Origin of the sequence: Achromobacter sp. LC458 (assembly GCF_001005835.2) — a bacterium.
Classification (GTDB): domain Bacteria; phylum Pseudomonadota; class Gammaproteobacteria; order Burkholderiales; family Burkholderiaceae_B; genus Achromobacter; species Achromobacter spanius_B.
The window spans coordinates 107,139-128,820 of the sequence record NZ_LBHW02000001.1; the positions used below are offsets into that span (position 1 = coordinate 107,139).

Consider the following 21,682-nt stretch of genomic DNA (forward strand, 5'->3'; position numbering starts at 1 on the left):
AATTGGGGTGGCGCGGCAGCGGCGCCGAAACGTCAGGATACATGAGGAGCCGGCCGCGACCGGGCGTTTATTCGCGCGCGAGAGACGCCTGCACGCGCTCGGCCACGTCGGCCGGCACCCATTGCTGCCACACGGGTCCGTACTGCTTCAGGAAATAGCGCGCCGCGTCCTCGGGTTCCTTGCCCTCGGTTTCCAGCCAGCCCAGCGTGGCGTTGATGGCGTCGTCCGGCACGGTCAGCTTGGTCAGGAATTCAGTGACCTTCGGCGCCTGTTTGGCAAAGGCCGCGTTAACGCCGGTCACCACCGGGTTGGGCTTGAATTCGGTGGCCACGGGGTTGGTGCACTTGGGGTCCGTCATGCAGGTGTAGGCGGCTTGGTCGAACGCGGGCAGTTGCAGCTTGACCAGGTCCAGCGCACCGACCAGCGAGGTGGGCGTCCAGTAATAGAAGACGATGTCGCGCTTGCGCTTGTAGGCCGACACGATGGCCGCCTTTTGCGCGGCGCCCGAGCCGGGCGCGAACAGCGCGTAGTCCTTGTCCAGCTTCAGCGCGCGCAGCAGGTTGTCGTTCAGCGTGCCGCAGGCCCAGCCCGCCGGGCACCCGTAGATGCGGCCGCGGCCGGGGTCTTCGGGGTCGGCAAAGACGTCCTTGAAGCGCGCCAAGTCGGATGCCGCCTTCAGGTCCGGGTGGCGTTCGGCCGTATAGCGCGGCACGTACCAGCCTTCGCCCGCGTCGTACACGTGGCCCACGCCCAGCACCTTGCCGCTGGCCAAGGCCTTTTTCCAGGCCCCTTCGATCTGGCCGGGCCAGACTTCCGGCGTGACGTCCACATCGCCGCGTTGCAGGGCGGCCAGCATGGGTAGCGTTTCGCCGATTTCGACGGTGGTCTTGCAGCCATAACCGTGTTCCAGCACGTAGCGTTCAATGCCGGCCAGCACCAGGTTGGACTCCCAGTTCAAGCCGCTGAAGCGGATGGGGCGGTCGACTTCGCAAGTGGCCGATGGGGCAGAGTCGGGGGCGGCGTTGGCAGCGGGGGCAATGATGGATGAGGCCAGCGCGGCGGCCAGCGAGATTGCGCCAAGAACGGGGGCGAGCGGATGCAGATTGCGCATGGTCAGGCACCTGTGGGGTTGGGTGCGTTTTATTGTACGGGCCACGGCGCCGACGCCCAATGCAATCGGGGCCGCGTGATGCGGCCCCGAAGGAAGAACCCACCGCCGGGATTCAGGCCCGGGCAGCGCGGCGCTTGTCGATGAACGCGCCGACCTCGCCAACGATGCCGCGCCGGAACGCCAGCACGCAGATAACGAAGATCAGGCCGATCACGATGGTCACCGATTCCCCCAGGCGCAGGAACCATTCCACGCCGGTCAGGTTGGCCATCATCTGGCCGAAGTCGCCCACCTTGTTTTCCAGCAGCACCACGATGAAGGCGCCCAGGATCGGTCCGGTCAAGGTGCCCAAGCCGCCGATGAGCGTCATCAGGATGACCAGCCCCGACATCTGCCAGGTGGCATCCGACAGGGTGGCCGATACGAACACCAGCGTCTTGGTCGCCCCGGCCAGCCCGGCCAATGCGGCCGACAGCACGAAGGCCAGCAGCTTGAAGCGGTCGACGTCATAGCCCAGCGAAATGGCGCGTGGCTCGTTCTCGCGCAGCGCTTGCAGCACTTGTCCGAATGGAGAGTTCACCGTGCGCCAGATGATGAAGTAACCCAGGACGAAAATGGCCATCACCACGTAGTACAGGTTGATGTCCTTGGACAAGTCCAGCATTCCAAGCAAGGTGCCGCGCGGCACGCTTTGCAGGCCGTCTTCACCGCCCGTGAACTTGGCCTGCAGGAAGAAGAAGAACACCATCTGCGCCAGCGCCAGCGTGATCATGGCGAAGTAAATGCCGCTGCGGCGAATGGCGATGGCTCCCATCGCCAGCCCCAGCAGCGCCGCCACGCCCACCCCGAACAGCAAGCCGATTTCGGTGGGAAAGCCCCAGACTTTCATCGCGTGCCCGGCCGCGTAGGCCGCGCTGCCCAGAAAGGCGGCGTGCCCGAACGACAAGAGTCCGGTAAAGCCCAGCAGCAGGTTGAATGCGCAGGCAAACAGCGCGTAGCACATGATCTTCATGACGAAGATCGGGTACACCCCCAGAAAGGGAAGAGCGGCCACCACGACGGCCAATACCGCATAGCCCAGGAATTGACGATTCATTTTTCTTTTCCGAACAGCCCGGCCGGGCGGATCAACAGAACAATGGCCATGATGATGAACACCACGGTGCTGGACGCTTCGGGCCAGAACACCTTGGTCAGTCCTTCAATCACACCCAGGCCCAGACCGGTGACGATGGCGCCCATGATGGACCCCATGCCGCCGATAACGACCACGGCGAACACGACAATGATGAGGTTGGACCCCATCAACGGCGATATCTGCAAAACCGGCGCGGCCAGTACGCCTGCAAACCCGGCCAGCGCCACGCCGAAGCCGTAGGTCAGCGTAATCATGCGCGGCACATTCACGCCGAAGGCTTCGACCAGGCGCGGATTTTCGGTGCCGGCACGCAGCAAAGCGCCCAGGCGGGTGCGTTCGATCACGAACCAGGTTGCCAGGCAGACCACGACCGACGCCGCCACTACCCAGCCGCGATAGTTGGGCAGAATCATGAAGCCCAGGTTGGTCGCGCCACGCAGCGCATCGGGCGTGGGATAGGGTTGCCCCGACACGCCGTAGAAGCTGCGGAACAGGCCTTCGATCAACAGCGTCAGGCCGAAGGTCAGCAGCAGCCCATAAAGGTGATCAAGCTTGTACAGATGCTTGAGCAGTAATTTTTCGATCAATATGCCGAACAGCCCAACGACCAGCGGCGCCAGGATCAGCATGACCCAGTAGTTCAACCCCAGGTACGACAGCCCCATCCAGGCGATGAACGCGCCCAGCATGTAGAGCGCGCCGTGCGCGAAGTTGATGACGTTCAGCAGCCCGAAGATAACGGCAAGCCCGAGCGACAACATGGCATAGAAGGAACCGTTGACCAGGCCCAGTAATAGCTGGCCAAACAAGGCCTGTATAGGGATGCCGAAAAGGTCAGTCATCTTGTGAAAATCCTGCGCGTACGGATAAAAGTGAGCGAATTCAAGGTGCGGCCACGGCCCGCGCCGGGCCGCACCCTGGGGTCACATGAGCCGGAATTACTTCTTGACCAGCTTGCAGGTGGATTCGGACAACTTGGTGTAGACCTCGTCGCCGGGCAGCGTGGCCACGACCTTGTAGTAGTCCCACGGGCCCTTGGATTCGGCCGGGGTCTTCACTTGCATCAGGTACATGTCGTGGACCATGCGGCCGTCTTCGCGCACATAGCCGCCCTGGGTGAAGAAGTCGTTGATCTTGTTCGACTTCATCCACTTGATGACGGTGTCGGCGTCGTCGGTGCCGGTGGCCTTGACGGCGTTCAGGTAGAACGACAGCGACGAGTAGTCACCGGCTTGCAGCATCGACGGCTTGCGGCCCACCTTGGCTTCAAACTTCTTGGACCAGGAGCGCGAGGCGTCGGATTGGTCCCAGTACCAGCCGTCGGTCAGGTACATGCCTTGGGTGGCTTGCAGGCCCAGCGAGTGCACGTCGTTGATGAACACCAGCAGCCCGGCCATCTTCATCGTCTTGGTCACGCCGAATTCATTGGCGGCCTTGATGGTGTTGATGGTGTCGCCGCCGGCGTTGGCCATGCCCAGGATCTGGGCCTTGGACGCCTGCGCTTGCAACAGGAAGGACGAGAAGTCAGACGCGCCCAGCGGTGCGCGCACCTGGCCCTTGATCTCGCCGCCGGCGGCTTTCACCACCGCCATCGTGTCGCGTTCCAGCGCGTGGCCGAAGGCATAGTCGGCCGTCAGGAAGAACCAGCTCTTGCCGCCGTCCTTCACCACCGCCGAGCCGGTACCGCGCGCCAGCGCCACGGTGTCGTAGGCGTAGTGCACGGTGTAGGGCGAACATTGCGCGTTCGTCAGGTCGGACGCGCCCGCGCCCACCGCGATGAACGGCTTCTTCTTTTCAGCGGCCACGGCCGCCATGGCCAGGCTGGTGGCCGAATTGGTGCCCGCGACGATGACGTCGACCTTCTGCTGGTCGAACCATTCGCGTGCGCGCGCCGAGGCAACGTCGGCCTTGTTCTGGTGGTCGGCCGAGACCACTTCGATCTTCTTGCCGTTGATGCTGCCGCCGGCGTCTTCGATCGCCATGCGGATCGCGTCCAGACCGGCCTTGCCGTCGATGTCGGAATACACGCCCGACATGTCGGTGATGAAGCCGATGCGGATGACATCGTCGGAGATACCTTGCGCGTGGGCGGTTGCCCCTGCAAATCCCAGGCCCGCCATGGCCAGTGCAGCAGTGATGGTGTGCAGCTTCATGGGATGACTCCTCTTCCCTACGGTGTTGTGTTGCCGGGGTTCCGGCGGATGACAGGTTGTTTTAGACGCCCAACAGTTCGTTGAGCGTGTCCTGTTTTTCTGAAAGTTCCGCGGCTTCGAAATGCTCGACGATCTGACCGTGCTCCATCACATAGAAGCGATCGGCCAAGGGCGCGGCGAAACGGAAATTTTGTTCCACCATGACGATGGTGTAGCCACGTTGCTTGAGCGTCGTGATCATGCGGGCCAGCGCCTGCACGATGACAGGGGCCAGGCCTTCCGAGATCTCGTCCAGCAGCAGCAGGTTGGCGCCGGTGCGCAGGATGCGCGCCACCGCCAGCATCTGTTGTTCACCGCCCGACAAGCGCGTGCCCGGCGAATTCCGGCGCTCTTGCAGGTTGGGGAACATGTCGTAGATTTCGGCCAGCGACATCCCCCCGCCCAGCGAGCCCACGACGGGCGGCAGCAGCAGGTTTTCTTCGCAGGACAGGCTGGCGAAAATTCCGCGCTCTTCGGGGCAGTAACCCACGCCCAGGTGCGCGATCTTGTAGGTCGGCAGGTCGATGGCTTCGGTGCCGTGTATGCGCACCGAACCCTTGCGTGATCCGGTCAGGCCCAGGATGGCCCGCAGCGTAGTCGTGCGGCCGGCGCCGTTGCGGCCCAGCAGCGTGACGACTTCGCCTTGCCCCACGCGCATATCCACGCCGTGCAGGATATGCGATTCCCCGTACCAGGCTTGCAAGCCCGAGATTTCAAGTGCCGGGGTGCTCATGCGTGCGCTCCTTGGAGTTCGCCGTCGGTGGTGCCCATATAGGCTTGCATCACGGCGGGATGGCGCGAGACTTCGGCGTACGTGCCTTCGGCCAGCACCGACCCGCGCGCCAGCACGGTGATGGTGTTGGCGATGGAGGACACGACATTCATGTTGTGTTCCACCATCAGAATCGTGCGGCCGGCGCTGACGCGTTTGATCAGTTGAGTGACGCGGTCGACGTCTTCGTGGCCCATGCCCTGCGTGGGTTCGTCCAACAGCATCAGCTCGGGTTCCATGGCCAGCGTGGTGGCGATTTCCAGCGCGCGCTTGCGGCCATACGGCAGGTTCACCGTGGTCTCGTCCGCGAAGGCGCCCAGGTCCACCTGTTCGAGCAGCGCGCGCGCCGGCTCGTTCAAGGACGCCAGCCGCTTATCGCTTTGCCAGAAGTGAAACGACAGCCCGGTCTTGCGCTGCAAGCCGATGCGCACGTTCTCCAGCACGGTCAGGTGAGGAAACACCGCCGATATCTGGAACGAACGGATCACACCGCGCCGGGCGATCTGCGCGGGGCGCTCGCCGGTGATGTCGATGCCGTTGAACTTGATGGTTCCCGACGTGGGGGATAAGAACTTGGTAAGCAGGTTGAAGCATGTCGTCTTGCCCGCGCCGTTAGGCCCGATCAAGGCATGAATCTGGCCTCGCTTGATACGCAAATCGACCCCATTGACCGCGACGAATCCGCGGAACTCCTTGGTGAGGCCTTTTGTCTCCAGGATTGTGTCATCCATGTCCGCTGCACCAGCGTTGTATTTATATGGTCTCTGCCTGCCGTCATTGCGCCAAGCCCCCGAAGGGCGGAAAACCTATCGAACATCCTAAGGATCTTTCGTAGTTTTCCGATGAGTTGCCGGCGAGTATGCGGACCTCTTTATTAAAATTCCATGAGGGTTTTACATAGGTTTTGCAGTGCGGAAAGGGCAATTGTCGGCAGGCCGACAATACACGCCGCGCAAGGCGGGAAAACCCTTTTTACGACGCAATGCGTTGCAGCAAATTTGCTTTGATTGTTATCAACGCGTCATGCAATCGTGGGAAGGCGGCGCCCATGGCGGCACCGCCCGGCGCCGCATCAGGCCGGCGTCTTTTGCTTGAATTCGCACAGGTCCGAAATACCGCATTGCGGGCATTTCGGTTTGCGCGCCACGCAGATGTAGCGGCCATGCAGAATCAACCAATGGTGCGCGTCCTGGATATATTCGCGCGGGATGAATTTGACGAGCTTTTCTTCAACTTCCAGCACGTTCTTTCCGGGCGCGATACCGGTGCGATTTGACACGCGGAAGATGTGCGTATCCACCGCCATCGTGGGCTGGCCGAACGCGGTGTTGAGCACCACGTTGGCCGTCTTGCGGCCCACGCCGGGCAGTGATTCCAGCGCCTCGCGCGTGGTGGGCACCTGGCCCCCGTGATGCTCCAGCAAGATTCGACAGGTGGCAATCGTGTTCTTGGCTTTGGTGCGATACAGGCCGATGGTCTTGATGTAGTCGGACAGGCCTTCTTCGCCCAGCGCCAGCAAGGCTTGCGGCGTGCCGTAATGCGGAAAGAACTTGCGCGTGGCGATGTTCACCGACTTGTCGGTCGCTTGCGCCGACAACAGCACCGCAATCAACAATTGGAACGGCGTGTCGTATTCCAGTTCGGTGGTCGGGTTGGGGTTGGCCGCTTGCAGGCGGGCGAAGATCTCACGGCGTTTGGCTGCGTTCATGACTGCGTTGGATTGCGGCGGGCCCGGGCGCGGGCCAGCGCGGATTCAATGGCGGAGCGCTTGCGGTCCTGGCTTTGCGCGTCGTCCTCGGGGGCTGGCTGCGCGCTGGTGGCGGCGGGCGCTTCCGGCGCCATCAGCCGCGCGTTATCAGCGGCCAGGCGCTCGGCGCGCGCCAGATGGCTGCGATGCCGTTGGCGGCTGATGTCGGCGTCGGCATTTGTCCATGCGCGGCCGGCGGGCACCATCTGAATGCAGTCCACCGGGCAAGGCGCCACGCACAGGTCGCAGCCGGTGCACCAATCGGCCAGCACGGTGTGCATGTGCTTGTTGGCGCCCACGATGGCATCCACGGGACAGGCCTGGATGCACAGCGTACAGCCGATGCAGTGCGACTCGTCGATGCGCGCGACCAGCAGCGGGCCGGGTTCGCCGCGCTCAAGGTCCAGCGGCAGGGCAGGGGTTTGCAGCAGTTCGGACAGCTCGGCAATGCCGTCGTCGCCACCCGGTGGGCAGCGGTTGATGGGCGCCGAGCCTTGCGCGATGGCGTCGGCGTAGGGCCGGCAGCCGTCGTAGCCGCACTTGGTGCATTGCGTCTGCGGCAATAAGGCGTCGATGCGGTCGGCAAGTGAACGACAGGACATGTAAGGCCAATAAAAGAAAAAGGGGCCACTCGGGCCCCGTGGAATACGGATCAGGCTTGAGAAGGCGCGGGCCAGGCCCGCGCGTCAGTTGCAGGACGGCGCCTTGCCGTCGTCAAGCCGATTGCCGGATGAACTCGGCAATTTTAGGACAGATCATTTCGCGCCAGCGGCGGCCCGAGAAAATGCCGTAATGGCCGCAATTGGGCGCCGTGTAATGTGACTTGCGCTCGGCCGGAATGTTCTTGCACAGCTTGATGGCGGCGCGCGTCTGGCCCTGGCCCGAAATATCGTCAAGCTCGCCTTCGATGGTGAAAAGGGCAACCTTTTTGATATCGGCGGGGCGCACGGTCTGGCCGTCCACTTCCCAGGTGCCGCTGGGCAAGGCGAAGTCCTGGAACACCATCTTGATCGTGTCCAGGTAGAACTCGGCCGGCATGTCCAGCACGGCGTTGTATTCGTCGTAGAAGCGGCGATGCGCTTCGGCGTCGCTGTCATCGCCACGCAGCAGGTCCAGGTAGAACTCGTAGTGCGACTTCATGTGGCGATCGGGGTTCATGGCCATGAACCCGGCGTGCTGCAGGAAGCCGGGGTAGACCTTGCGGCCGGCCCCCGGATAGCGCGGCGGCACCGGGTGGATCACCTGGTTTTCAAACCACGAATACGGCTTGGTGGTGGCTAGGCGATTGACCTGCGTGGGCGACTGGCGCGGGTCGATGGGGCCGCCCATCATCACCATGCTGCGCGGCTGGCAGGGGTCGTTGGCGGTGGCCATCAACGACACGGCGGCCAGCACCGGCACGGTGGGTTGGCAAACCGAAATCACGTGCACGTCGGGACCCAGATGGCGGATGAAATCCTGCACATAGCGGACGTAGTCGTTCAAATGGAACGGCCCGGCGGACAGCGGCACCATGCGGGCGTCGACCCAATCCGTCACGTAGACGTCATGGCCGGGCAGCAGGGCGCGCACGGTGTCGCGCAGCAAGGTGGCGTGGTGGCCGGACAGCGGCGCCACCAGCAGCACTTTCGGGTCGTCCTTGCCGGCGCCGCGCACGTCGCGGTGAAAGTGCACCAGGCGGCAAAAGGGCTTGTCCAGCGCAACGGTTTCGGTCACGCGGACCGATTTGCCGTTGATGTCGGTGGCGGGCAGATTCCAGGCGGGCTTCTGGTATTCCTTGCCGATACGCGTCATCAGCTCATACCCGGCGGCCATTTGGCGGGAAATCGGGGTGTAAGCGAGGGGGCTGTAGGGGCTGGAGAACAGCTGAGAACCGGCATCCGTGAATGCAGCGAACGGAGTCAGGAAGGCGCGCTGCATTTCGTGCAATTGGTACAGCATTTGGGTGATGTCCTTCTGGGTCGTGCGTGTGCCCCGATTATTGCGCCGAGGACTAAAGATATATCCAATCAGCCTAAAGAAACTGCCGCAAGAATCGGGAATATGTTGCTAAAAAGAGACCCGTCATCCCATTAAGCACCAGTTTAGGGCGTTTTACCGCCTTGCACAGAGACCAAACGGAGGATTTATGCACTACGCCAGGTAGTGCGGGATCACCAGTAATTTTCCACCGCCAAGTTGCCGGGAATACCCCGGCGGCCTGGTTTGAAACCGCGTTCGCCCAGCAGCTTGCGGGCGTCCGCCAGCATGTCGGGGTTACCGCAAAGCATGATCTTGGCCTGCTCCGGATCCAGGGGCAGCCCAGCCAATTGCTCCAGCCGGCCATCGGCGATAAGCGTGGTCAGGCGTTCTTGCGGCATGCCGGGCAGGGCTTCCCGCGTGGCAATGGGCAGGTAGACAAGCTTTTGCGGGTCAGCCGCGAACAGGTCAGCCAGTTCGGGGCGATTGCGTGATGATTCGATCTCTTCGCGGTAAGCAAGTTCCGCAACGGTGCGCACGCCGTGCACCAGGACGATGCGGCGGTAGGCGCGCCAGGTGGCCGGATCGCGCAACAAAGACAGGTAGGCGGACAGCCCCGTGCCGGAGGCCAGCAGCCAAAGGTCGCCGCCGGGCGCAAAGCGCTCAAGGGTCAGGAAGCCGTAGGGCGTTTTTTCAACGTAGAGCGCGTCGCCGGGACGCAATTGCGCCATGCGCGGGCTGAACAGGCCGTCGGGCACAACGATGGAATAGAACTCCAGCCCGGACTCCTGGGGGGCGGAAACCATGGAATATGCGCGCCACAGGGTGGGCGGACCATGGGGATCGTCGGCGCCGGGCAAGCCGACGCGGGCAAATTGGCCCGGCACGAACGTATACGCGTCATCGCGCGTTACGCGCAAAGAGAACAGCTTGTCGGGCACCCAGGTGTGGACGTGGGTTACGGTCTGGCGCGTGTATTTGGAGTCGTCGGTCATCGAGGCATCGCACGAGGCCGGCTGCCCAGGGGGCGCCGGCCGTCGCGGATTATTTTTCCAGGTATTGCAGCTTGTCCTGCTTGCCGTTCCAGTCGTCGGCGTCCGGCAGGGGCTTCTTGGCGCGGCTGATGCTGGCGAACTCGGGGGAAAGTTCGGCGTTCAGCGCGATGAAATTCAGTTGGTCCTGCGGTACGTCTTCTTCGGCGTAGATCGCATTGGCCGGGCATTCGGGGATGCAGACGGCGCAGTCGATGCATTCGTCCGGGTCGATCACGAGGAAGTTCGGACCCTCACGAAAACAGTCCACCGGGCACACATCAACGCAATCGGTGTACTTGCACTTAATACAGTTTTCGGTGACAACGTGGGTCATTCAGGAACTCCGGGATCGGCGGCTTTTGTGTCTTGTTGGGCGGATTTTACCCAATGCGCGCCGGATGTGCCGGTAATACCCGTATTGACATCGTGGCCCATGGCCGTAAACGCCGGGTTCTCTATGCTATGGTGTCGCGAAACGATACGCGCAACCATGATAATCACTTCGCTGCTCGACACCGATCTGTATAAATTCAGCATGATGCAGGTGGTACTGCATCAGTTTCCCGCTGCACAGGTCGAGTACCGTTACAAGTGCCGCACCGCCGGGGCCGACCTGCGCCCCTATCTGGATGAAATCCGCGAAGAAGTGCACCAGCTGTGCCAGCTGCGCTTCACCCAGGACGAACTGGATTATCTGGGCGGCTTGCGTTTCATCAAAAGCGACTTTGTCGACTTCCTCGGCTTGTTCCACCTGCCCGAGCGCTGCATCCACATCAGCGAAGGCGACGCGACCGGCGAGATCTCCATCGAAGTGAAAGGCCCGTGGCTGCACACGATCCTGTTCGAGATCCCCGTGCTGGCCATCGTCAACGAGGTCTATTTCCGCAACACGCGCAAGAATCCCGATTGGGAAGAAGGGCGTCAGCGCTTGCAGTCCAAGATGCACCTGGTGCTGGACGACCCCGCGCTGGCGGATTTCCGCGTGGCCGAGTACGGCACGCGCCGCCGCTTCTCGAAGGTCTGGCACCAGGAAGTGGTGTCCACCATGAAGGCCCAGATGGGCGAGCACTTCGCCGGCACCAGCAACGTGCTGTTGGCCAAGCAGCATGAAGTGCTGCCGCTGGGCACGATGGGCCACGAATACCTGCAAGCCTGCCAGGCGCTGGGCCCGCGCCTGCGCGATTCGCAAGTGTTTGCGCTGGAAGTCTGGGCCAAGGAATATCGCGGCGACCTGGGTATTGCGCTGTCGGACGTCTACGGCATGGACGCGTTCCTGCGTGACTTCGACATGTACTTCTGCAAGCTGTTCGACGGCGCCCGCCACGATTCCGGCGATCCCTTCGTCTGGGGCGAACGCCTGCTGGAGCACTACCGCAAGAACCGTGTGGACCCGCGCGCCAAGACGCTGGTGTTCTCGGATTCGCTGACCTTCCCACGCGCCATCGAACTGGCGCGCCAGTTTGCCGGCCGCTGCAAGGTGTCGTTCGGCATCGGTACCAACCTGACCAACGACCTGGGCCACGAGCCTTTGCAGATCGTCATGAAGATGGTCCGCTGCAACGGCCAGCCGGTGGCCAAGGTGTCGGACGCGCCCGAAAAAACCATGTGTGACGATCCCGCCTACCTGGCCTATTTGCGCCAGGTGTTCCAGCTGCCTCCCGCCTGAAAGCGGCTCGGGGTAAATTGCTGGTTTCTTGTTTTGATCCAACCCACCACTCGAATCCAAGGGGAATATTCATGAGCAGCATCAAGCGCTTTCACGTAGCCAAGCGCCTGTCGGACATGGCCGTGTACAACGGTGTCGCGTATCTGGCCGGCCAGGTGCCGGACGACGCCAAGCTGGACATCACCGGCCAGACCGAACAAGTGCTGGCCACGATCGATCGCCTGCTGGCTGAAGCCGGCACCGACAAGACCAAGATCCTGATGGCCCAGATCTACGTGGCCAACATCAAGGAATTCGATGGCATGAACAAGGCCTGGGACGCTTGGGTTGCCGACGGCAATTCGCCCCCGCGCGCCACGGTCGAAGCCCGCCTGGCCAATCCCGACTTCAAGGTCGAGATCATCGTGACGGCCGCTATCTAAGCGATCTAAGCGACATCCGTCCGCCAGCAAGAGCCCTTCGGCATGCCGAAGGGCTTTTTTATGTGCGCCGCTGCGCTCAGCCGCCCGTCAAAACCAGCGCCGCAAGCAGCCCGCCCAGGTCCTCGCAGCGGTCAAGATCCGCCTGGGGCACGACCTTGTCCGCCAGGATCTGCTGCGCCGACTGCGCGCCCAGGTTGACGATCAGCGCGGGCGCCACCGGCTTTAGCCGCCAGCCCGTGCAGATGCGCTCGACCTGCCGCGCCGCGCCCGTGCCGTCGCTGCCCGCACTGATCGCGCACGCGTAGGGCCGGCCCTGGATGCGGTCCAGCACCGCGTAGTAGTTGCGGTCAAAGCATTCTTTCATTTCGCCGCTGAGACTGGCCAGGTTTTCGGGCGCGCAGAACAAAAAGCCATGGCTGGCCAGGATGACGTCGGCGTCAACGTCGGCCGCGCGCCGCATTTCAATGTGCAGTTCGCCCGCCTGGTCCAGTTGCGTGGCCGCCGCCGCTGCGCCACGCGCTGCCGCTTCGGCCATCTGCCGTGCGGCGCCGGTGCGCGAGTGCCAGGCGATCAGCAGCTGTTTCATGCGTAGCGCCCCAGCGTGTCCTGCCGGTAATACGCCCGCAGCAGCGCGTGCCATTCGGGTAGCGCCTGATGCAAGGGGGCGGGGTCGACAAAGAAATGTTCGGAGCTGACGGCGAAGAATTCGGCCTCGTCGGTGGCCGCGTAGGGGTCCAGCGGCAGCTGGCCGTACCAGGCGTCCGCCTCTTCGCTTTCCGGGTCCACGTCGGGCGGGATGGCGGCTTCGACGGCTTCCAGCGCGGCAATGAAGCGGTCCAGGCTGTCGTCCAGCACGCGGCGCCACACCTGCGGTTTCAGGTCGGGGTGCGCGGACAGCGCCGGCATGCCGTCAGCCATGCCCGAACGCAAGTCCAGCTTGTGGGCGAATTCGTGGATGATGACGTTGAAGCCGCCGTCAGAAAACTGCGTGTCTTCCCAGGACAGCACCAGCGGGCCGCCTTCCCAGGCTTCGCCCGCGGCGTCTTCGATGAATTCGTGCACCACGCCGTCTTCATCCTGGCGCGTGCGCGGGATACGGAAGCTGGCCGGATACACGATGATTTCGTCCCAGCCTTCGTACAGCTCGGGCGACAGGTTCAGGATGGGCAGGCTGGCTTGCGCCGCGATCGACAGGCGCATGAAGTCCGAGACCTCCAGGCCCTGCGCGCCGTTGATGGTTTTACTGGCCAGCAGCCAGGCGGACCGCGCCAGCAATTGCGCGGTTTCGTCGGCATTCAATGCCGCCAGGAACGGGTAGGCATCCAGCACCTGCCGCCACAGCTGCGGCGCGATGCGGGCTTGCATTTCGGCCACTTCCGAGGGGCGGGCGCCCCGGCCCTTGAGCCAGCGCAACATAAGCTTTAGTTCCTTGTATATGCCGGATATGGCAGGGGATTCAGCACGATCAAACGCTAGTGTAGAGTGTCGGGATATCAACTAACCCGTGCATTGCGCCAGTCATGTCCGCCCCGCCTGTTATCGACGCGCCTTCGCCTTTCGACGCTTCCTGGCGGCAGGAGGTAGGCGCGGGCCTGGACGCCGATGGCGTTGCGCTGATCGACCAGGCCGTGACCTGGGCCATCCCCCGATTTGAAGGCCAGCACGCCCTGACCGGCGAGCCGCTGGCCAGCCACGGCGCCGGCGTCGTGCGCATCCTGGCCGCGCTGCACACCGACGCCGCCACCCGCGCCGCCGCGCTGTTGGCCGCCTTGCCCACCGACTTGATGGCGCCCGCGCCCGCCTTGCGCAACGACCCGGTCGCGGCGGCGTTCGGCGCCGAAGTGGCGCGGCTGGTCCAGGGCACGCGCGCGCTGCTGCGCCTGGGCGTGGTGGCACGGCAAGCCAGCGATGCCGAAGCCGAAAGCGGCTCGCAAAAAGAAATGCAGCGCAAGATGCTGCTGGCCATGGCGGCCGATCTGCGCATTGTGCTGATGCGTCTGGCCTCGCGGCTGCGCACCTTGCGCTGGCATGCCGAAAGCAAGGCCCCATGCTCTACCGATTTTGCGCGCGAGACGCTGGACCTGTACGCCCCGCTGGCCAACCGCCTGGGCATCTGGCAAATCAAATGGGAAATGGAAGACCTGTCTTTCCGCTTCCTGGAGCCCGACCGCTACAAGCAGATTGCGCGCCTGCTGGAAGAAAAGCGGGTCGAGCGCGAGGCCTTCATTGCCGGCGCCATCGACCGCCTGCAAACGGCGCTGACCAAGGCGGGCATCGATGCCGAAGTCAGCGGCCGGCCCAAGCATATCTACAGCATCTGGAACAAGATGCGCGTCAAGCGCCTGGACTTTGCCCAGATGTACGACCTGCGCGCGCTGCGCATCATCGTCGAGGACGTGCGCGCCTGCTATACGGCGCTGGGCCTGGTGCACGAGATGTGGACGCCGCTGTCCAACGAGTTCGATGACTACATCTCGCGGCCCAAGCCCAACGGCTACCGGTCGCTGCACACCGTGGTGGCCGATGACGACGGCCGGCCCTTTGAAGTGCAGATCCGCACGCGCGAAATGCACCAGTTCGCCGAATACGGCATGGCCGCGCACTGGCGCTACAAAGAAGCCGGCGCCAAGGGCGGGCAAGTGGCTGCGTCCAGCGAATACGATCGCCAATTGGCCTGGATGCGTCAGCTGCTAGCCTGGAACACCGATGTGGAAGGCGGCGGCCAGCCCGGGCAAGAGCCCGGCAAGCCCGACGCCGCCAAGGCGGAAACCGGCAAGCCCGCGTCCGGCAAACCCGGGTCCAGCAAGAACCGCAACCTGGTCAAACCGCCGGCCCACACCGACGAGCGCATCTACGTGTTGACCCCGCAGGCACGCGTGATCGAGCTGCCCGCCGGCGCCACGCCGGTGGACTTTGCCTATCACCTGCATACCGATCTGGGCCACCGCTGCCGGGGTGCGCGCGTTGATGGCCAGATGGTGCCGTTGCAGACGCATTTGTCCACGGGCCAGACCGTCGAGATCATCTCCGCCAAGTCGGGCGGGCCGTCCCGCGATTGGCTCAACCCGCAGCTGGGTTTTTTGGCCAGCCCGCGGGCGCGCGCCAAGGTTCGGATGTGGTTCAACGCCATTGAATTGCAGCAGCGCATTACGCAGGGCCAGGCGCTGGTTGAAAAAGAACTGCAACGGCTGGGCAAGACGGCCGTCAACCTGGAACAACTGGCGCAGAACCTGGGCTTTGCCCGCGCCGATGACCTGTACGTGGCGGCGGCCAAGGAAGAATTCAGCCTGCGCCAGATCGACAGTGTGTTCCAGCAGCCGGCGCCTGCCACCGAACCGCAACCGGCCGCGCTGCGCCACGCCAGCGCGGGCAGCGCCGAGAAAAGCGGCAAGAGCGGCGTGTTGGTGGTGGGCGTGGGCTCGCTATTGACGCAATTGGCGCGTTGCTGCCGCCCCGCGCCGCCCGACGCCATCGCCGGCTTCGTGACGCGCGGTCGCGGCGTGTCCATCCACCGCTGCGACTGCCACAGCTACCTGGCGCTGGCCGCGCGTGAACCCGAACGCGTCATCGAGGTCGCCTGGGGCGAGACGTCGGACACCTTCTATCCCGTGGACATCAGCGTGCGCGCGCACGACCGTCCCGGCCTGTTGCGCGACCTGTCTGAAGTGTTCGCGCGCTTGCGCTTGAATGTGGTGGGCGTGAACACGCAAAGCAAGCAATCGCTGGCCCATATGGTGTTCACGGTAGAAGTGCGCGGGGGCGAATCGCTGTCCCGCGCGCTGGACGCCCTGGCCGAGGTGGCCGGCGTGTCCTCGGCGTCGCGCCGCTAGGACACCCCCCAAGGCCGGGCGGCCCTGGGGGGCCGTGCTTTAGTGATCCAGCTGTTCGTGCGCGCGCTCGCGCATGAAGAACGAGGCGATCAGGCCCAGCGCCACGCCGAACATCACGTAGTAGGCCGGGGCCATCGGCGAACCGGTGGTCTTGATCAGCCAGGTCACGATGAACTGGGCGAAGCCGCCGAAGATCATCACGGCCACGTTGTAGGCCAGGGACAAGCCCACGGAACGCACGCGCGCCGGGAACAATTCCGCCATCACCGTGCTGAACACGCCAAAGAAGGCCGACACGAAGATGCAGACCACGATTTGCACGGTCAGCAGGCGACCGATCGACGGCGCATCCGACAGCCAGTAGTACAGCGGATACAGCACGATCAGGTAGCCGATCAGCGAACCGATCACCAGCGGGCGGCGGCCGATACGGTCGGACCAGGCGCCCATGAACGGCGTCATCAGCACCATCAGCGCGGCGCCAGCCATCTGCACCATGAAGGTGTCCTTCAGCGGCAGCTTCAGGATCTGGGTCGAATACGTGACCAGATACGTGAAGGTGATGTAGATGGACACGGTGGCGGTCACCACCAGGCCCACGCCGATCAGCGTTTCACGCGTGTGGGTCTTGACCATCTGCACCAGGCTCAGGCGTTGCACTTCACCGCGCGCGGCGGCCTGGCGGTCTTCTTCCTGCATCTGCTTGAAGACTTCGGTTTCGTCGATGTTCTTGCGGATATAGATCGCGATGGGAACAATGACCAGGCCGAAGGCAAACGGAATGCGCCAGGCCCAGGCCGCGATCTGCTCTTGCGTGAAGAACTCGGTGATCAGCGTGCCGCAGGCCGCGCCGATCAGCAGCGCCAGCATCTGGCCGGCCATTTGCCACGAGCCGTAAAAGCCGCGCTTGCCGTTGGGCGCCATTTCGATCAGCAAGGCCGTCGACGTGCCGAATTCGCCGCCCGCCGAGAAGCCCTGCAACAGGCGCGCGATCAGGATGAAGATCGGGGCCAGGATGCCGGCGGCGTGGTAGGTCGGGGCCACCGTGATCAGCGCAGTCGACACGGCCATCAGCGAGGTCACCATCACCATGGCGGCCTTGCGGCCTTTCTTGTCGCCGTACATCCCCAGGATGATGCCGCCCACCGGGCGCATGAAGAAGCCCACGCCGAAGATGGCCGTGGTCATCAGGATGGCGTTCAGTTCACTGCCGGGCAGGTTGGGGTCGGTGGGGAAAAACAGCTTCGCGATAATCGGCGTCATGAACGCGAAGACCAGGAAGTCATACCATTCGAGGGCGTTGCCTATGACTGCGGCCACGATGTTGCGTGTGGGAACTGCTTTGTGCTGCACGGTTTCTCCTTGGGGGCGTAATTCAATCCGGCGACATTCTAGGCGCTTAACCGGTGAACGGTCGGCCCCACCGTCCAAGACGCGGGCGCTTCCTGGCTTTACACTTGTCGCTTTTCCCCCCAAAGAGAAGTGACATGAACGCGCGCACCTGGCTGGAAACGCTGGTGGGTTTCGATACCACCAGCCGCAATTCCAATCTTGCCCTGATCGAAACCGTCCGTGATTGGCTCAAGGGCCAGGGCGTGGACGCGTGGCTGGCGCACAACCCCGAGCGCACCAAGGCCAACCTGTTCGCCACCTTGCCGGCGCAAGACGGCAACCAGCAGGGCGGCATCGTCCTGTCGGGCCACACCGACGTGGTGCCCGTGGATGGTCAGGACTGGAGCACGGATCCGTTCAAGCTCGTTGAAAAAGACGGCCTTCTCTATGGGCGTGGCGCCTGCGACATGAAGGGTTTCATCGCCGGTTCGCTGGCGCTGGTGCCGGAATTCATGGCCATGCCGCGCAAAAAGCCGATCCACCTGGCGTTCTCGTACGACGAGGAAGTCGGTTGCGCCGGCGCGCCGTACATGCTGGCCGACCTGCACGAACGCGGCATCCGCCCCGAAGGCTGCGTGGTGGGTGAACCCACCGGCATGCAGGTGGTGGTGGCGCACAAGGGCATCAACCTGTTTCGCTGCAAGGTCCACGGCAAGGCCGCGCATTCGTCGCTGACCCCGCGCGGCTGCAACGCCATCGAATACGCCGCCCGCCTGATCTGCCGCATCCGCGACCTGGCAGACAGCTTCAAGGCCAACGGCCCGTACGACCAGTTCTACGACGTGCCGTTCTCCACGATGACCACCAACCAGATCCGGGGCGGCATCGCCGTCAACACCATCCCGGAATTGTGCGAATTCACCTACGAATTCCGCAACTTGCCGGGCATGCAACCCGACCAGATCCAGGCCGAAGTCGAGAAATACGTGCGTGATGAGCTCTTGCCGCGCATGCAGGCCGAATTTGACGGCGCTACCATCGAAATCGAGACGGGCGCCGCGGCCCCCGCGCTGGAGGCCTCCGAAGAAGCCGCCATTACCCAGCTGGTGCGGGCGCTGACCGAAGATCGCAGCACGCGCAAGGTGGCGTATGGCACCGAAGCGGGGCTGTTCCAGGGCATCGGCATCCCCACCGTGGTCTGCGGCCCGGGTCATATCGAGCAGGCCCACAAGCCCAACGAATTCGTGGCCATCGACCAAATGGCGTCTTGCGAGGCGTTCCTGCGTCGCCTGGGCCAGTCGCTGTAAGCGGGTGGCGGGCGGGGAGGGGACCGTTGCGCGGACCCCGGCCCCGGCCGGCTCAGGTAAAATGACGGGTTGCAAACCGGATTTGCGGCTGGCAGTGGCCTGTCGCGATACCGGGGGAGATGCTTGGTGAAACCTTACGACTTTCCGGATGCCCAGGGCCATTTTGGTCCCTATGGCGGTGTTTTCGTGGCGGAAACGCTGATGCACGCGCTCGACGAGCTGCGCGCGTCCTATGACCATTACCGTGTCGATCCCGCCTTCCTGGAAGAGTTCAACTACGAACTCAAGCACTTTGTCGGCCGGCCCAGCCCGATCTACCACGCCCGACGCTGGTCGGAAATGGTGGGCGGCGCGCAAATCTGGTTCAAGCGTGAAGACCTGAACCACACCGGCGCACACAAGATCAACAACTGCATCGGCCAGGCATTGCTGGCCAAGCGCATGGGCAAGCCGCGCGTCATCGCCGAAACCGGCGCCGGCCAGCACGGCGTGGCAACCGCCACGGTGGCCGCGCGCTACGGCATGGAATGCGTTGTCTACATGGGCAGCGAAGACATTCATCGCCAGGCGTCGAACGTCTACCGCATGAAGCTGCTGGGCGCCACGGTAGTGCCGGTTACGTCAGGTTCGCGCACGCTGAAAGACGCGCTGAACGAAGCCATGCGCGACTGGGTCACCAACATCGAAAACACGTTCTACATCATCGGCACGGTGGCGGGTCCCGACCCCTATCCCCGCATGGTGCGTGATTTCCAGACCGTGATCGGCAACGAATGCCTGACGCAGATGCCCGAAGCCATCGGCCGCCAGCCCGACTACGTCGTGGCAGCGGTGGGCGGCGGATCCAACGCCATGGGCATCTTCCACCCCTACATCCCCTACGAAAACGTGCGCCTTATCGGCGTCGAAGCGGCGGGCGAGGGTATGGACAGCGGCAAGCACGCCGCTTCGTTGGCAGCGGGGCAGGTGGGCGTGTTGCACGGCAACCGCACCTACGTCATGCAGAACGCCGACGGCCAGGTACAGGAAACGCATTCGGTTTCGGCCGGCCTGGACTACCCCGGCGTGGGTCCCGAGCACGCGTGGCTGAAGGACTCGGCCCGTGCGGAATACGTGGGGATCACCGACGATGAGGCCCTGAAGGCGTTTCATGACTGCTGCCGTATCGAAGGCATCATGCCGGCACTGGAATCGTCCCACGCCATCGCCCAGGCCGTGAAGATGGCCGCCACGCTGCCGCGCGACGCCGTCATTCTGGTCAATTTGTCGGGCCGTGGCGACAAAGACATGCATACCGTCGCCGAACGTGCCGGTATCGAGCTCTAACACCATGACAACTCGCACTGATCGTATCGCGGCCGCGTTCGCGCGTACCGCCGAATCCGGCCGTTCGGCCGCGCTGATTCCCTACATCGCGGCCGGCGACCCGTCGCCCGCGGCTACGGTTGCCCTGATGCATGCGCTGGTGGAAGCCGGCGCCGACATCGTCGAACTGGGCGTACCGTTCTCCGACCCGATGGCCGACGGCCCCGTGATCCAGCGCGCCGCCGACCGCGCCATTGCGCAAGGCGTGGGTTTGGCCCGTGTGCTGGAACTGGTGGCCGAATTCCGTCAGCGCGATACCACCACGCCGGTGGTGCTGATGGGCTACGCCAACCCCATCGAACGCATGGGCCAGGCTGAATTTGCCGCCAACGCCGAACGCGCGGGTGTAGACGGCGTGCTGGTCGTGGACTATCCGCCTGAAGAGGTCATCGACTTCGCGGCCACCCTGGGCGCGCACGGCATTGCCCCCATTTTCCTGCTGGCGCCCACCTCCACCGAAGCGCGCATCCAGGCCGTGGCAAAAGTGGCGCGCGGCTATGTGTATTACGTGTCGCTCAAGGGCGTCACGGGCGCCGGGTCGCTCAATACCGAGGATGTGGCCGAACGCGTGGCCGTCATTCGCCGCCACATGGGCGACATTCCGGTTGGCGTGGGTTTCGGTATCCGCGACGCTGAAAGCGCGCAGCGCGTGGCTCGCGTGGCGGACGCCGTTGTCATCGGCAGCAAACTGATTGAAACGATGGAGCAGGCGGTGGCGAACGCCCCGGCTGCCCAGCAAACCAACGCTGCAGTTACCGCCGCCAGCGGCTGGCTGCGCACCATCCGGCTCGCGCTGGATCAAGTAAAACGAGACGACGCGTCGGCCTGAACGGCCGGACGCGCCCTCTAACGGGATGAAAAATCAATGAGCTGGATCGAAAAACTCCTGCCTCCTCGCATCAATAAAACCAGCGACAGCGGCGCCCGCCGCGTTCCCGAAGGCCTGTGGGTGAAATGCCCGTCGTGCGAATCGGTGCTGTACAGCGAAGACTTGGCGGCCAATCTGCACGTGTGCCCCAAGTGCGACCACCACATGCGTATCGGCGCTCGCGCGCGGATCGATTCGCTGCTGGATATGGAAGGCCGGGTTGAAATTGGCCAGAACACGCGGTCCGTGGATTCGCTGAAGTTCAAGGACACGCGCAAGTATCCCGAGCGCCTGCAAGAGGCCGTCAAGCAAACCGGTGAATCCGATGCGCTCGTGGTCATGAGCGGTTCGATTCGCGGTGTGCCGGCCACCCTGGCCTGCTTTGAATTTGAATTCATGGGCGGTTCGATGGGTTCGGTGGTGGGCGAGCGCTTCGCGCGCGGCGCCCAAGCCGCCCTGGACAACAAGACGCCGTTTATCTGTGTTGCCGCATCTGGCGGCGCGCGCATGCAGGAAAGCTTGCTTTCGCTAATGCAGATGGCCAAGACCAACGCCATGTTGACCCGCCTGTCGGCGGCCGGCCTGCCGTTTATCAGCGTACTGACCGACCCCACCATGGGCGGCGTGTCGGCCAGTTTTGCGTTCATGGGCGATGTGGTCATTGCCGAGCCCAAGGCGCTGATCGGCTTTGCCGGCCCGCGCGTGATCGAGCAGACCGTGCGCGAAAAGCTGCCGGAAGGCTTCCAGCGCTCGGAGTTTCTGCTGCAAAAGGGCGCTATCGATATGGTGGTGGACCGCCGCCAGCTGCGTGAGGAAATTGCGCGTCTGCTGGCGCTGCTGACCAACCAGCCGGCGGACGTCGTTACTGCCTGACGGGTAGTCGCAACAAATAATGCCGTCGAAAGCTCTCGCTTTCGACGGCATTTTCCGTTTGAGCCG

21 protein-coding genes are annotated in these 21,682 nt (G+C 63.6%); 7 read left to right on the forward strand and 14 right to left on the reverse strand.

Annotated elements, in window-relative coordinates; all coding sequences use genetic code 11:
- Positions 1-67 precede the first annotated feature (67 nt).
- The 11 genes from YH64_RS00470 to fdxA all read right to left on the reverse strand — a co-directional run bounded on the left by YH64_RS00470 (position 68) and on the right by fdxA (position 10,287).
- Complete coding sequence (locus YH64_RS00470; protein ID WP_046802570.1) at positions 68-1,111, reverse strand: ABC transporter substrate-binding protein; 1,044 nt, start codon at positions 1,109-1,111, stop codon at positions 68-70.
- A 112-nt stretch (positions 1,112-1,223) separates the two neighbouring features.
- Positions 1,224-2,207, reverse strand: a complete 984-nt coding sequence (locus YH64_RS00475; protein ID WP_046802571.1) for a branched-chain amino acid ABC transporter permease — start codon at positions 2,205-2,207, stop codon at positions 1,224-1,226.
- Complete coding sequence (locus tag YH64_RS00480) at positions 2,204-3,091, reverse strand: branched-chain amino acid ABC transporter permease (protein WP_046802572.1); 888 nt, start codon at positions 3,089-3,091, stop codon at positions 2,204-2,206. Before YH64_RS00480 ends, YH64_RS00475 begins: the two co-directional genes overlap by 4 nt.
- A 96-nt stretch (positions 3,092-3,187) precedes the next feature.
- Entirely contained in the window at positions 3,188-4,402 is a 1,215-nt protein-coding gene (locus YH64_RS00485; RefSeq protein WP_046802573.1) for an ABC transporter substrate-binding protein, read from the reverse strand.
- Positions 4,403-4,463: 61 nt separating this feature from the next.
- Positions 4,464-5,174, reverse strand: a complete 711-nt coding sequence (locus tag YH64_RS00490; RefSeq protein ID WP_006223796.1) for an ABC transporter ATP-binding protein — start codon at positions 5,172-5,174, stop codon at positions 4,464-4,466.
- Positions 5,171-5,944, reverse strand: coding sequence for an ABC transporter ATP-binding protein (locus YH64_RS00495; RefSeq protein WP_046802574.1), 774 nt, complete (start codon positions 5,942-5,944; stop codon positions 5,171-5,173). The genes YH64_RS00490 and YH64_RS00495 overlap by 4 nt, the downstream gene beginning before the upstream one ends.
- Positions 5,945-6,285: 341 nt before the next feature.
- Positions 6,286-6,921 (reverse strand): endonuclease III, encoded by a 636-nt coding sequence (gene nth / locus YH64_RS00500; protein WP_046802575.1) that lies wholly within the window; start codon positions 6,919-6,921, stop codon positions 6,286-6,288.
- Entirely contained in the window at positions 6,918-7,562 is a 645-nt protein-coding gene (gene rsxB, locus YH64_RS00505) for an electron transport complex subunit RsxB (protein WP_046802576.1), read from the reverse strand. Before rsxB ends, nth begins: the two co-directional genes overlap by 4 nt.
- Positions 7,563-7,674: 112 nt before the next feature.
- Positions 7,675-8,901 (reverse strand): polyhydroxyalkanoate depolymerase, encoded by a 1,227-nt coding sequence (locus tag YH64_RS00510; protein WP_046802577.1) that lies wholly within the window; start codon positions 8,899-8,901, stop codon positions 7,675-7,677.
- A gap of 212 nt (positions 8,902-9,113) precedes the next feature.
- Positions 9,114-9,914, reverse strand: coding sequence for a ferredoxin--NADP reductase (locus tag YH64_RS00515; protein ID WP_046802578.1), 801 nt, complete (start codon positions 9,912-9,914; stop codon positions 9,114-9,116).
- A 49-nt stretch (positions 9,915-9,963) separates the two neighbouring features.
- The gene (fdxA, locus tag YH64_RS00520; protein WP_006218015.1) at positions 9,964-10,287 is read right to left on the reverse strand and encodes a ferredoxin FdxA; all 324 of its coding nucleotides are present in this window, start codon (positions 10,285-10,287) and stop codon (positions 9,964-9,966) included.
- Between the two features lie 123 nt (positions 10,288-10,410).
- Between fdxA and pncB the strand changes: the two genes are divergently transcribed.
- Both pncB and YH64_RS00530 read left to right on the forward strand, forming a co-directional pair.
- Positions 10,411-11,619 carry a nicotinate phosphoribosyltransferase gene (pncB, locus tag YH64_RS00525; protein WP_143215201.1) on the forward strand — a complete coding sequence of 403 codons (1,209 nt, stop codon included), beginning with the start codon at positions 10,411-10,413 and terminating at the stop codon, positions 11,617-11,619.
- A gap of 71 nt (positions 11,620-11,690) precedes the next feature.
- Positions 11,691-12,041 carry a RidA family protein gene (locus YH64_RS00530; protein ID WP_006218017.1) on the forward strand — a complete coding sequence of 117 codons (351 nt, stop codon included), beginning with the start codon at positions 11,691-11,693 and terminating at the stop codon, positions 12,039-12,041.
- 76 nt (positions 12,042-12,117) lie between these two features.
- On the opposite strand, the gene YH64_RS00535 is transcribed toward YH64_RS00530, so the two are convergent.
- Both YH64_RS00535 and YH64_RS00540 read right to left on the reverse strand, forming a co-directional pair.
- The gene (locus tag YH64_RS00535) at positions 12,118-12,627 is read right to left on the reverse strand and encodes a flavodoxin (protein ID WP_046802580.1); all 510 of its coding nucleotides are present in this window, start codon (positions 12,625-12,627) and stop codon (positions 12,118-12,120) included.
- Positions 12,624-13,457, reverse strand: coding sequence for a zinc-dependent peptidase (locus YH64_RS00540; RefSeq protein ID WP_046802581.1), 834 nt, complete (start codon positions 13,455-13,457; stop codon positions 12,624-12,626). Before YH64_RS00540 ends, YH64_RS00535 begins: the two co-directional genes overlap by 4 nt.
- A 104-nt stretch (positions 13,458-13,561) precedes the next feature.
- On the opposite strand from YH64_RS00540, the gene YH64_RS00545 reads away from it, so the two are divergent.
- Positions 13,562-15,871, forward strand: a complete 2,310-nt coding sequence (locus tag YH64_RS00545; RefSeq protein ID WP_046802582.1) for a bifunctional (p)ppGpp synthetase/guanosine-3',5'-bis(diphosphate) 3'-pyrophosphohydrolase — start codon at positions 13,562-13,564, stop codon at positions 15,869-15,871.
- Between the two features lie 39 nt (positions 15,872-15,910).
- Here the strand turns inward: YH64_RS00545 and YH64_RS00550 are convergent, their stop codons facing one another.
- Entirely contained in the window at positions 15,911-17,224 is a 1,314-nt protein-coding gene (locus YH64_RS00550) for an MFS transporter (RefSeq protein WP_046802583.1), read from the reverse strand.
- Positions 17,225-17,358: 134 nt separating this feature from the next.
- On the opposite strand from YH64_RS00550, the gene argE reads away from it, so the two are divergent.
- The 4 genes from argE (at position 17,359) to accD (ending at position 21,616) form a co-directional block, all read left to right on the forward strand.
- Positions 17,359-18,510 (forward strand): acetylornithine deacetylase, encoded by a 1,152-nt coding sequence (gene argE, locus YH64_RS00555; protein WP_046802584.1) that lies wholly within the window; start codon positions 17,359-17,361, stop codon positions 18,508-18,510.
- 126 nt (positions 18,511-18,636) lie between these two features.
- On the forward strand, positions 18,637-19,836 hold the full coding sequence (gene trpB, locus YH64_RS00560) for a tryptophan synthase subunit beta (RefSeq protein ID WP_104143339.1): 1,200 nt from the start codon (positions 18,637-18,639) through the stop codon (positions 19,834-19,836).
- 4 nt (positions 19,837-19,840) lie between these two features.
- Complete coding sequence (gene trpA, locus YH64_RS00565) at positions 19,841-20,704, forward strand: tryptophan synthase subunit alpha (RefSeq protein WP_046802585.1); 864 nt, start codon at positions 19,841-19,843, stop codon at positions 20,702-20,704.
- A gap of 36 nt (positions 20,705-20,740) precedes the next feature.
- Complete coding sequence (accD, locus tag YH64_RS00570) at positions 20,741-21,616, forward strand: acetyl-CoA carboxylase, carboxyltransferase subunit beta (protein WP_046802586.1); 876 nt, start codon at positions 20,741-20,743, stop codon at positions 21,614-21,616.
- Positions 21,617-21,682: the final 66 nt, after the last annotated feature.

Coding starts and splice junctions, on each gene's coding strand:
- trpA (WP_046802585.1), top strand. CDS start 19,841: ATGACAACTCGCACTGATCGTATCGCGGCCGCGTTCGCGCGTACCGCC.
- YH64_RS00540 (WP_046802581.1), bottom strand. CDS start 13,457: ATGTTGCGCTGGCTCAAGGGCCGGGGCGCCCGCCCCTCGGAAGTGGCC.
- YH64_RS00480 (WP_046802572.1), bottom strand. CDS start 3,091: ATGACTGACCTTTTCGGCATCCCTATACAGGCCTTGTTTGGCCAGCTA.
- YH64_RS00475 (WP_046802571.1), bottom strand. CDS start 2,207: ATGAATCGTCAATTCCTGGGCTATGCGGTATTGGCCGTCGTGGTGGCC.
- accD (WP_046802586.1), top strand. CDS start 20,741: ATGAGCTGGATCGAAAAACTCCTGCCTCCTCGCATCAATAAAACCAGC.
- YH64_RS00490 (WP_006223796.1), bottom strand. CDS start 5,174: ATGAGCACCCCGGCACTTGAAATCTCGGGCTTGCAAGCCTGGTACGGG.
- YH64_RS00515 (WP_046802578.1), bottom strand. CDS start 9,914: ATGACCGACGACTCCAAATACACGCGCCAGACCGTAACCCACGTCCAC.
- pncB (WP_143215201.1), top strand. CDS start 10,411: ATGCTATGGTGTCGCGAAACGATACGCGCAACCATGATAATCACTTCG.
- YH64_RS00495 (WP_046802574.1), bottom strand. CDS start 5,944: ATGGATGACACAATCCTGGAGACAAAAGGCCTCACCAAGGAGTTCCGC.
- argE (WP_046802584.1), top strand. CDS start 17,359: ATGAACGCGCGCACCTGGCTGGAAACGCTGGTGGGTTTCGATACCACC.
- YH64_RS00545 (WP_046802582.1), top strand. CDS start 13,562: ATGTCCGCCCCGCCTGTTATCGACGCGCCTTCGCCTTTCGACGCTTCC.
- YH64_RS00510 (WP_046802577.1), bottom strand. CDS start 8,901: ATGCTGTACCAATTGCACGAAATGCAGCGCGCCTTCCTGACTCCGTTC.
- YH64_RS00470 (WP_046802570.1), bottom strand. CDS start 1,111: ATGCGCAATCTGCATCCGCTCGCCCCCGTTCTTGGCGCAATCTCGCTG.
- rsxB (WP_046802576.1), bottom strand. CDS start 7,562: ATGTCCTGTCGTTCACTTGCCGACCGCATCGACGCCTTATTGCCGCAG.
- YH64_RS00530 (WP_006218017.1), top strand. CDS start 11,691: ATGAGCAGCATCAAGCGCTTTCACGTAGCCAAGCGCCTGTCGGACATG.
- YH64_RS00535 (WP_046802580.1), bottom strand. CDS start 12,627: ATGAAACAGCTGCTGATCGCCTGGCACTCGCGCACCGGCGCCGCACGG.
- YH64_RS00485 (WP_046802573.1), bottom strand. CDS start 4,402: ATGAAGCTGCACACCATCACTGCTGCACTGGCCATGGCGGGCCTGGGA.
- nth (WP_046802575.1), bottom strand. CDS start 6,921: ATGAACGCAGCCAAACGCCGTGAGATCTTCGCCCGCCTGCAAGCGGCC.
- fdxA (WP_006218015.1), bottom strand. CDS start 10,287: ATGACCCACGTTGTCACCGAAAACTGTATTAAGTGCAAGTACACCGAT.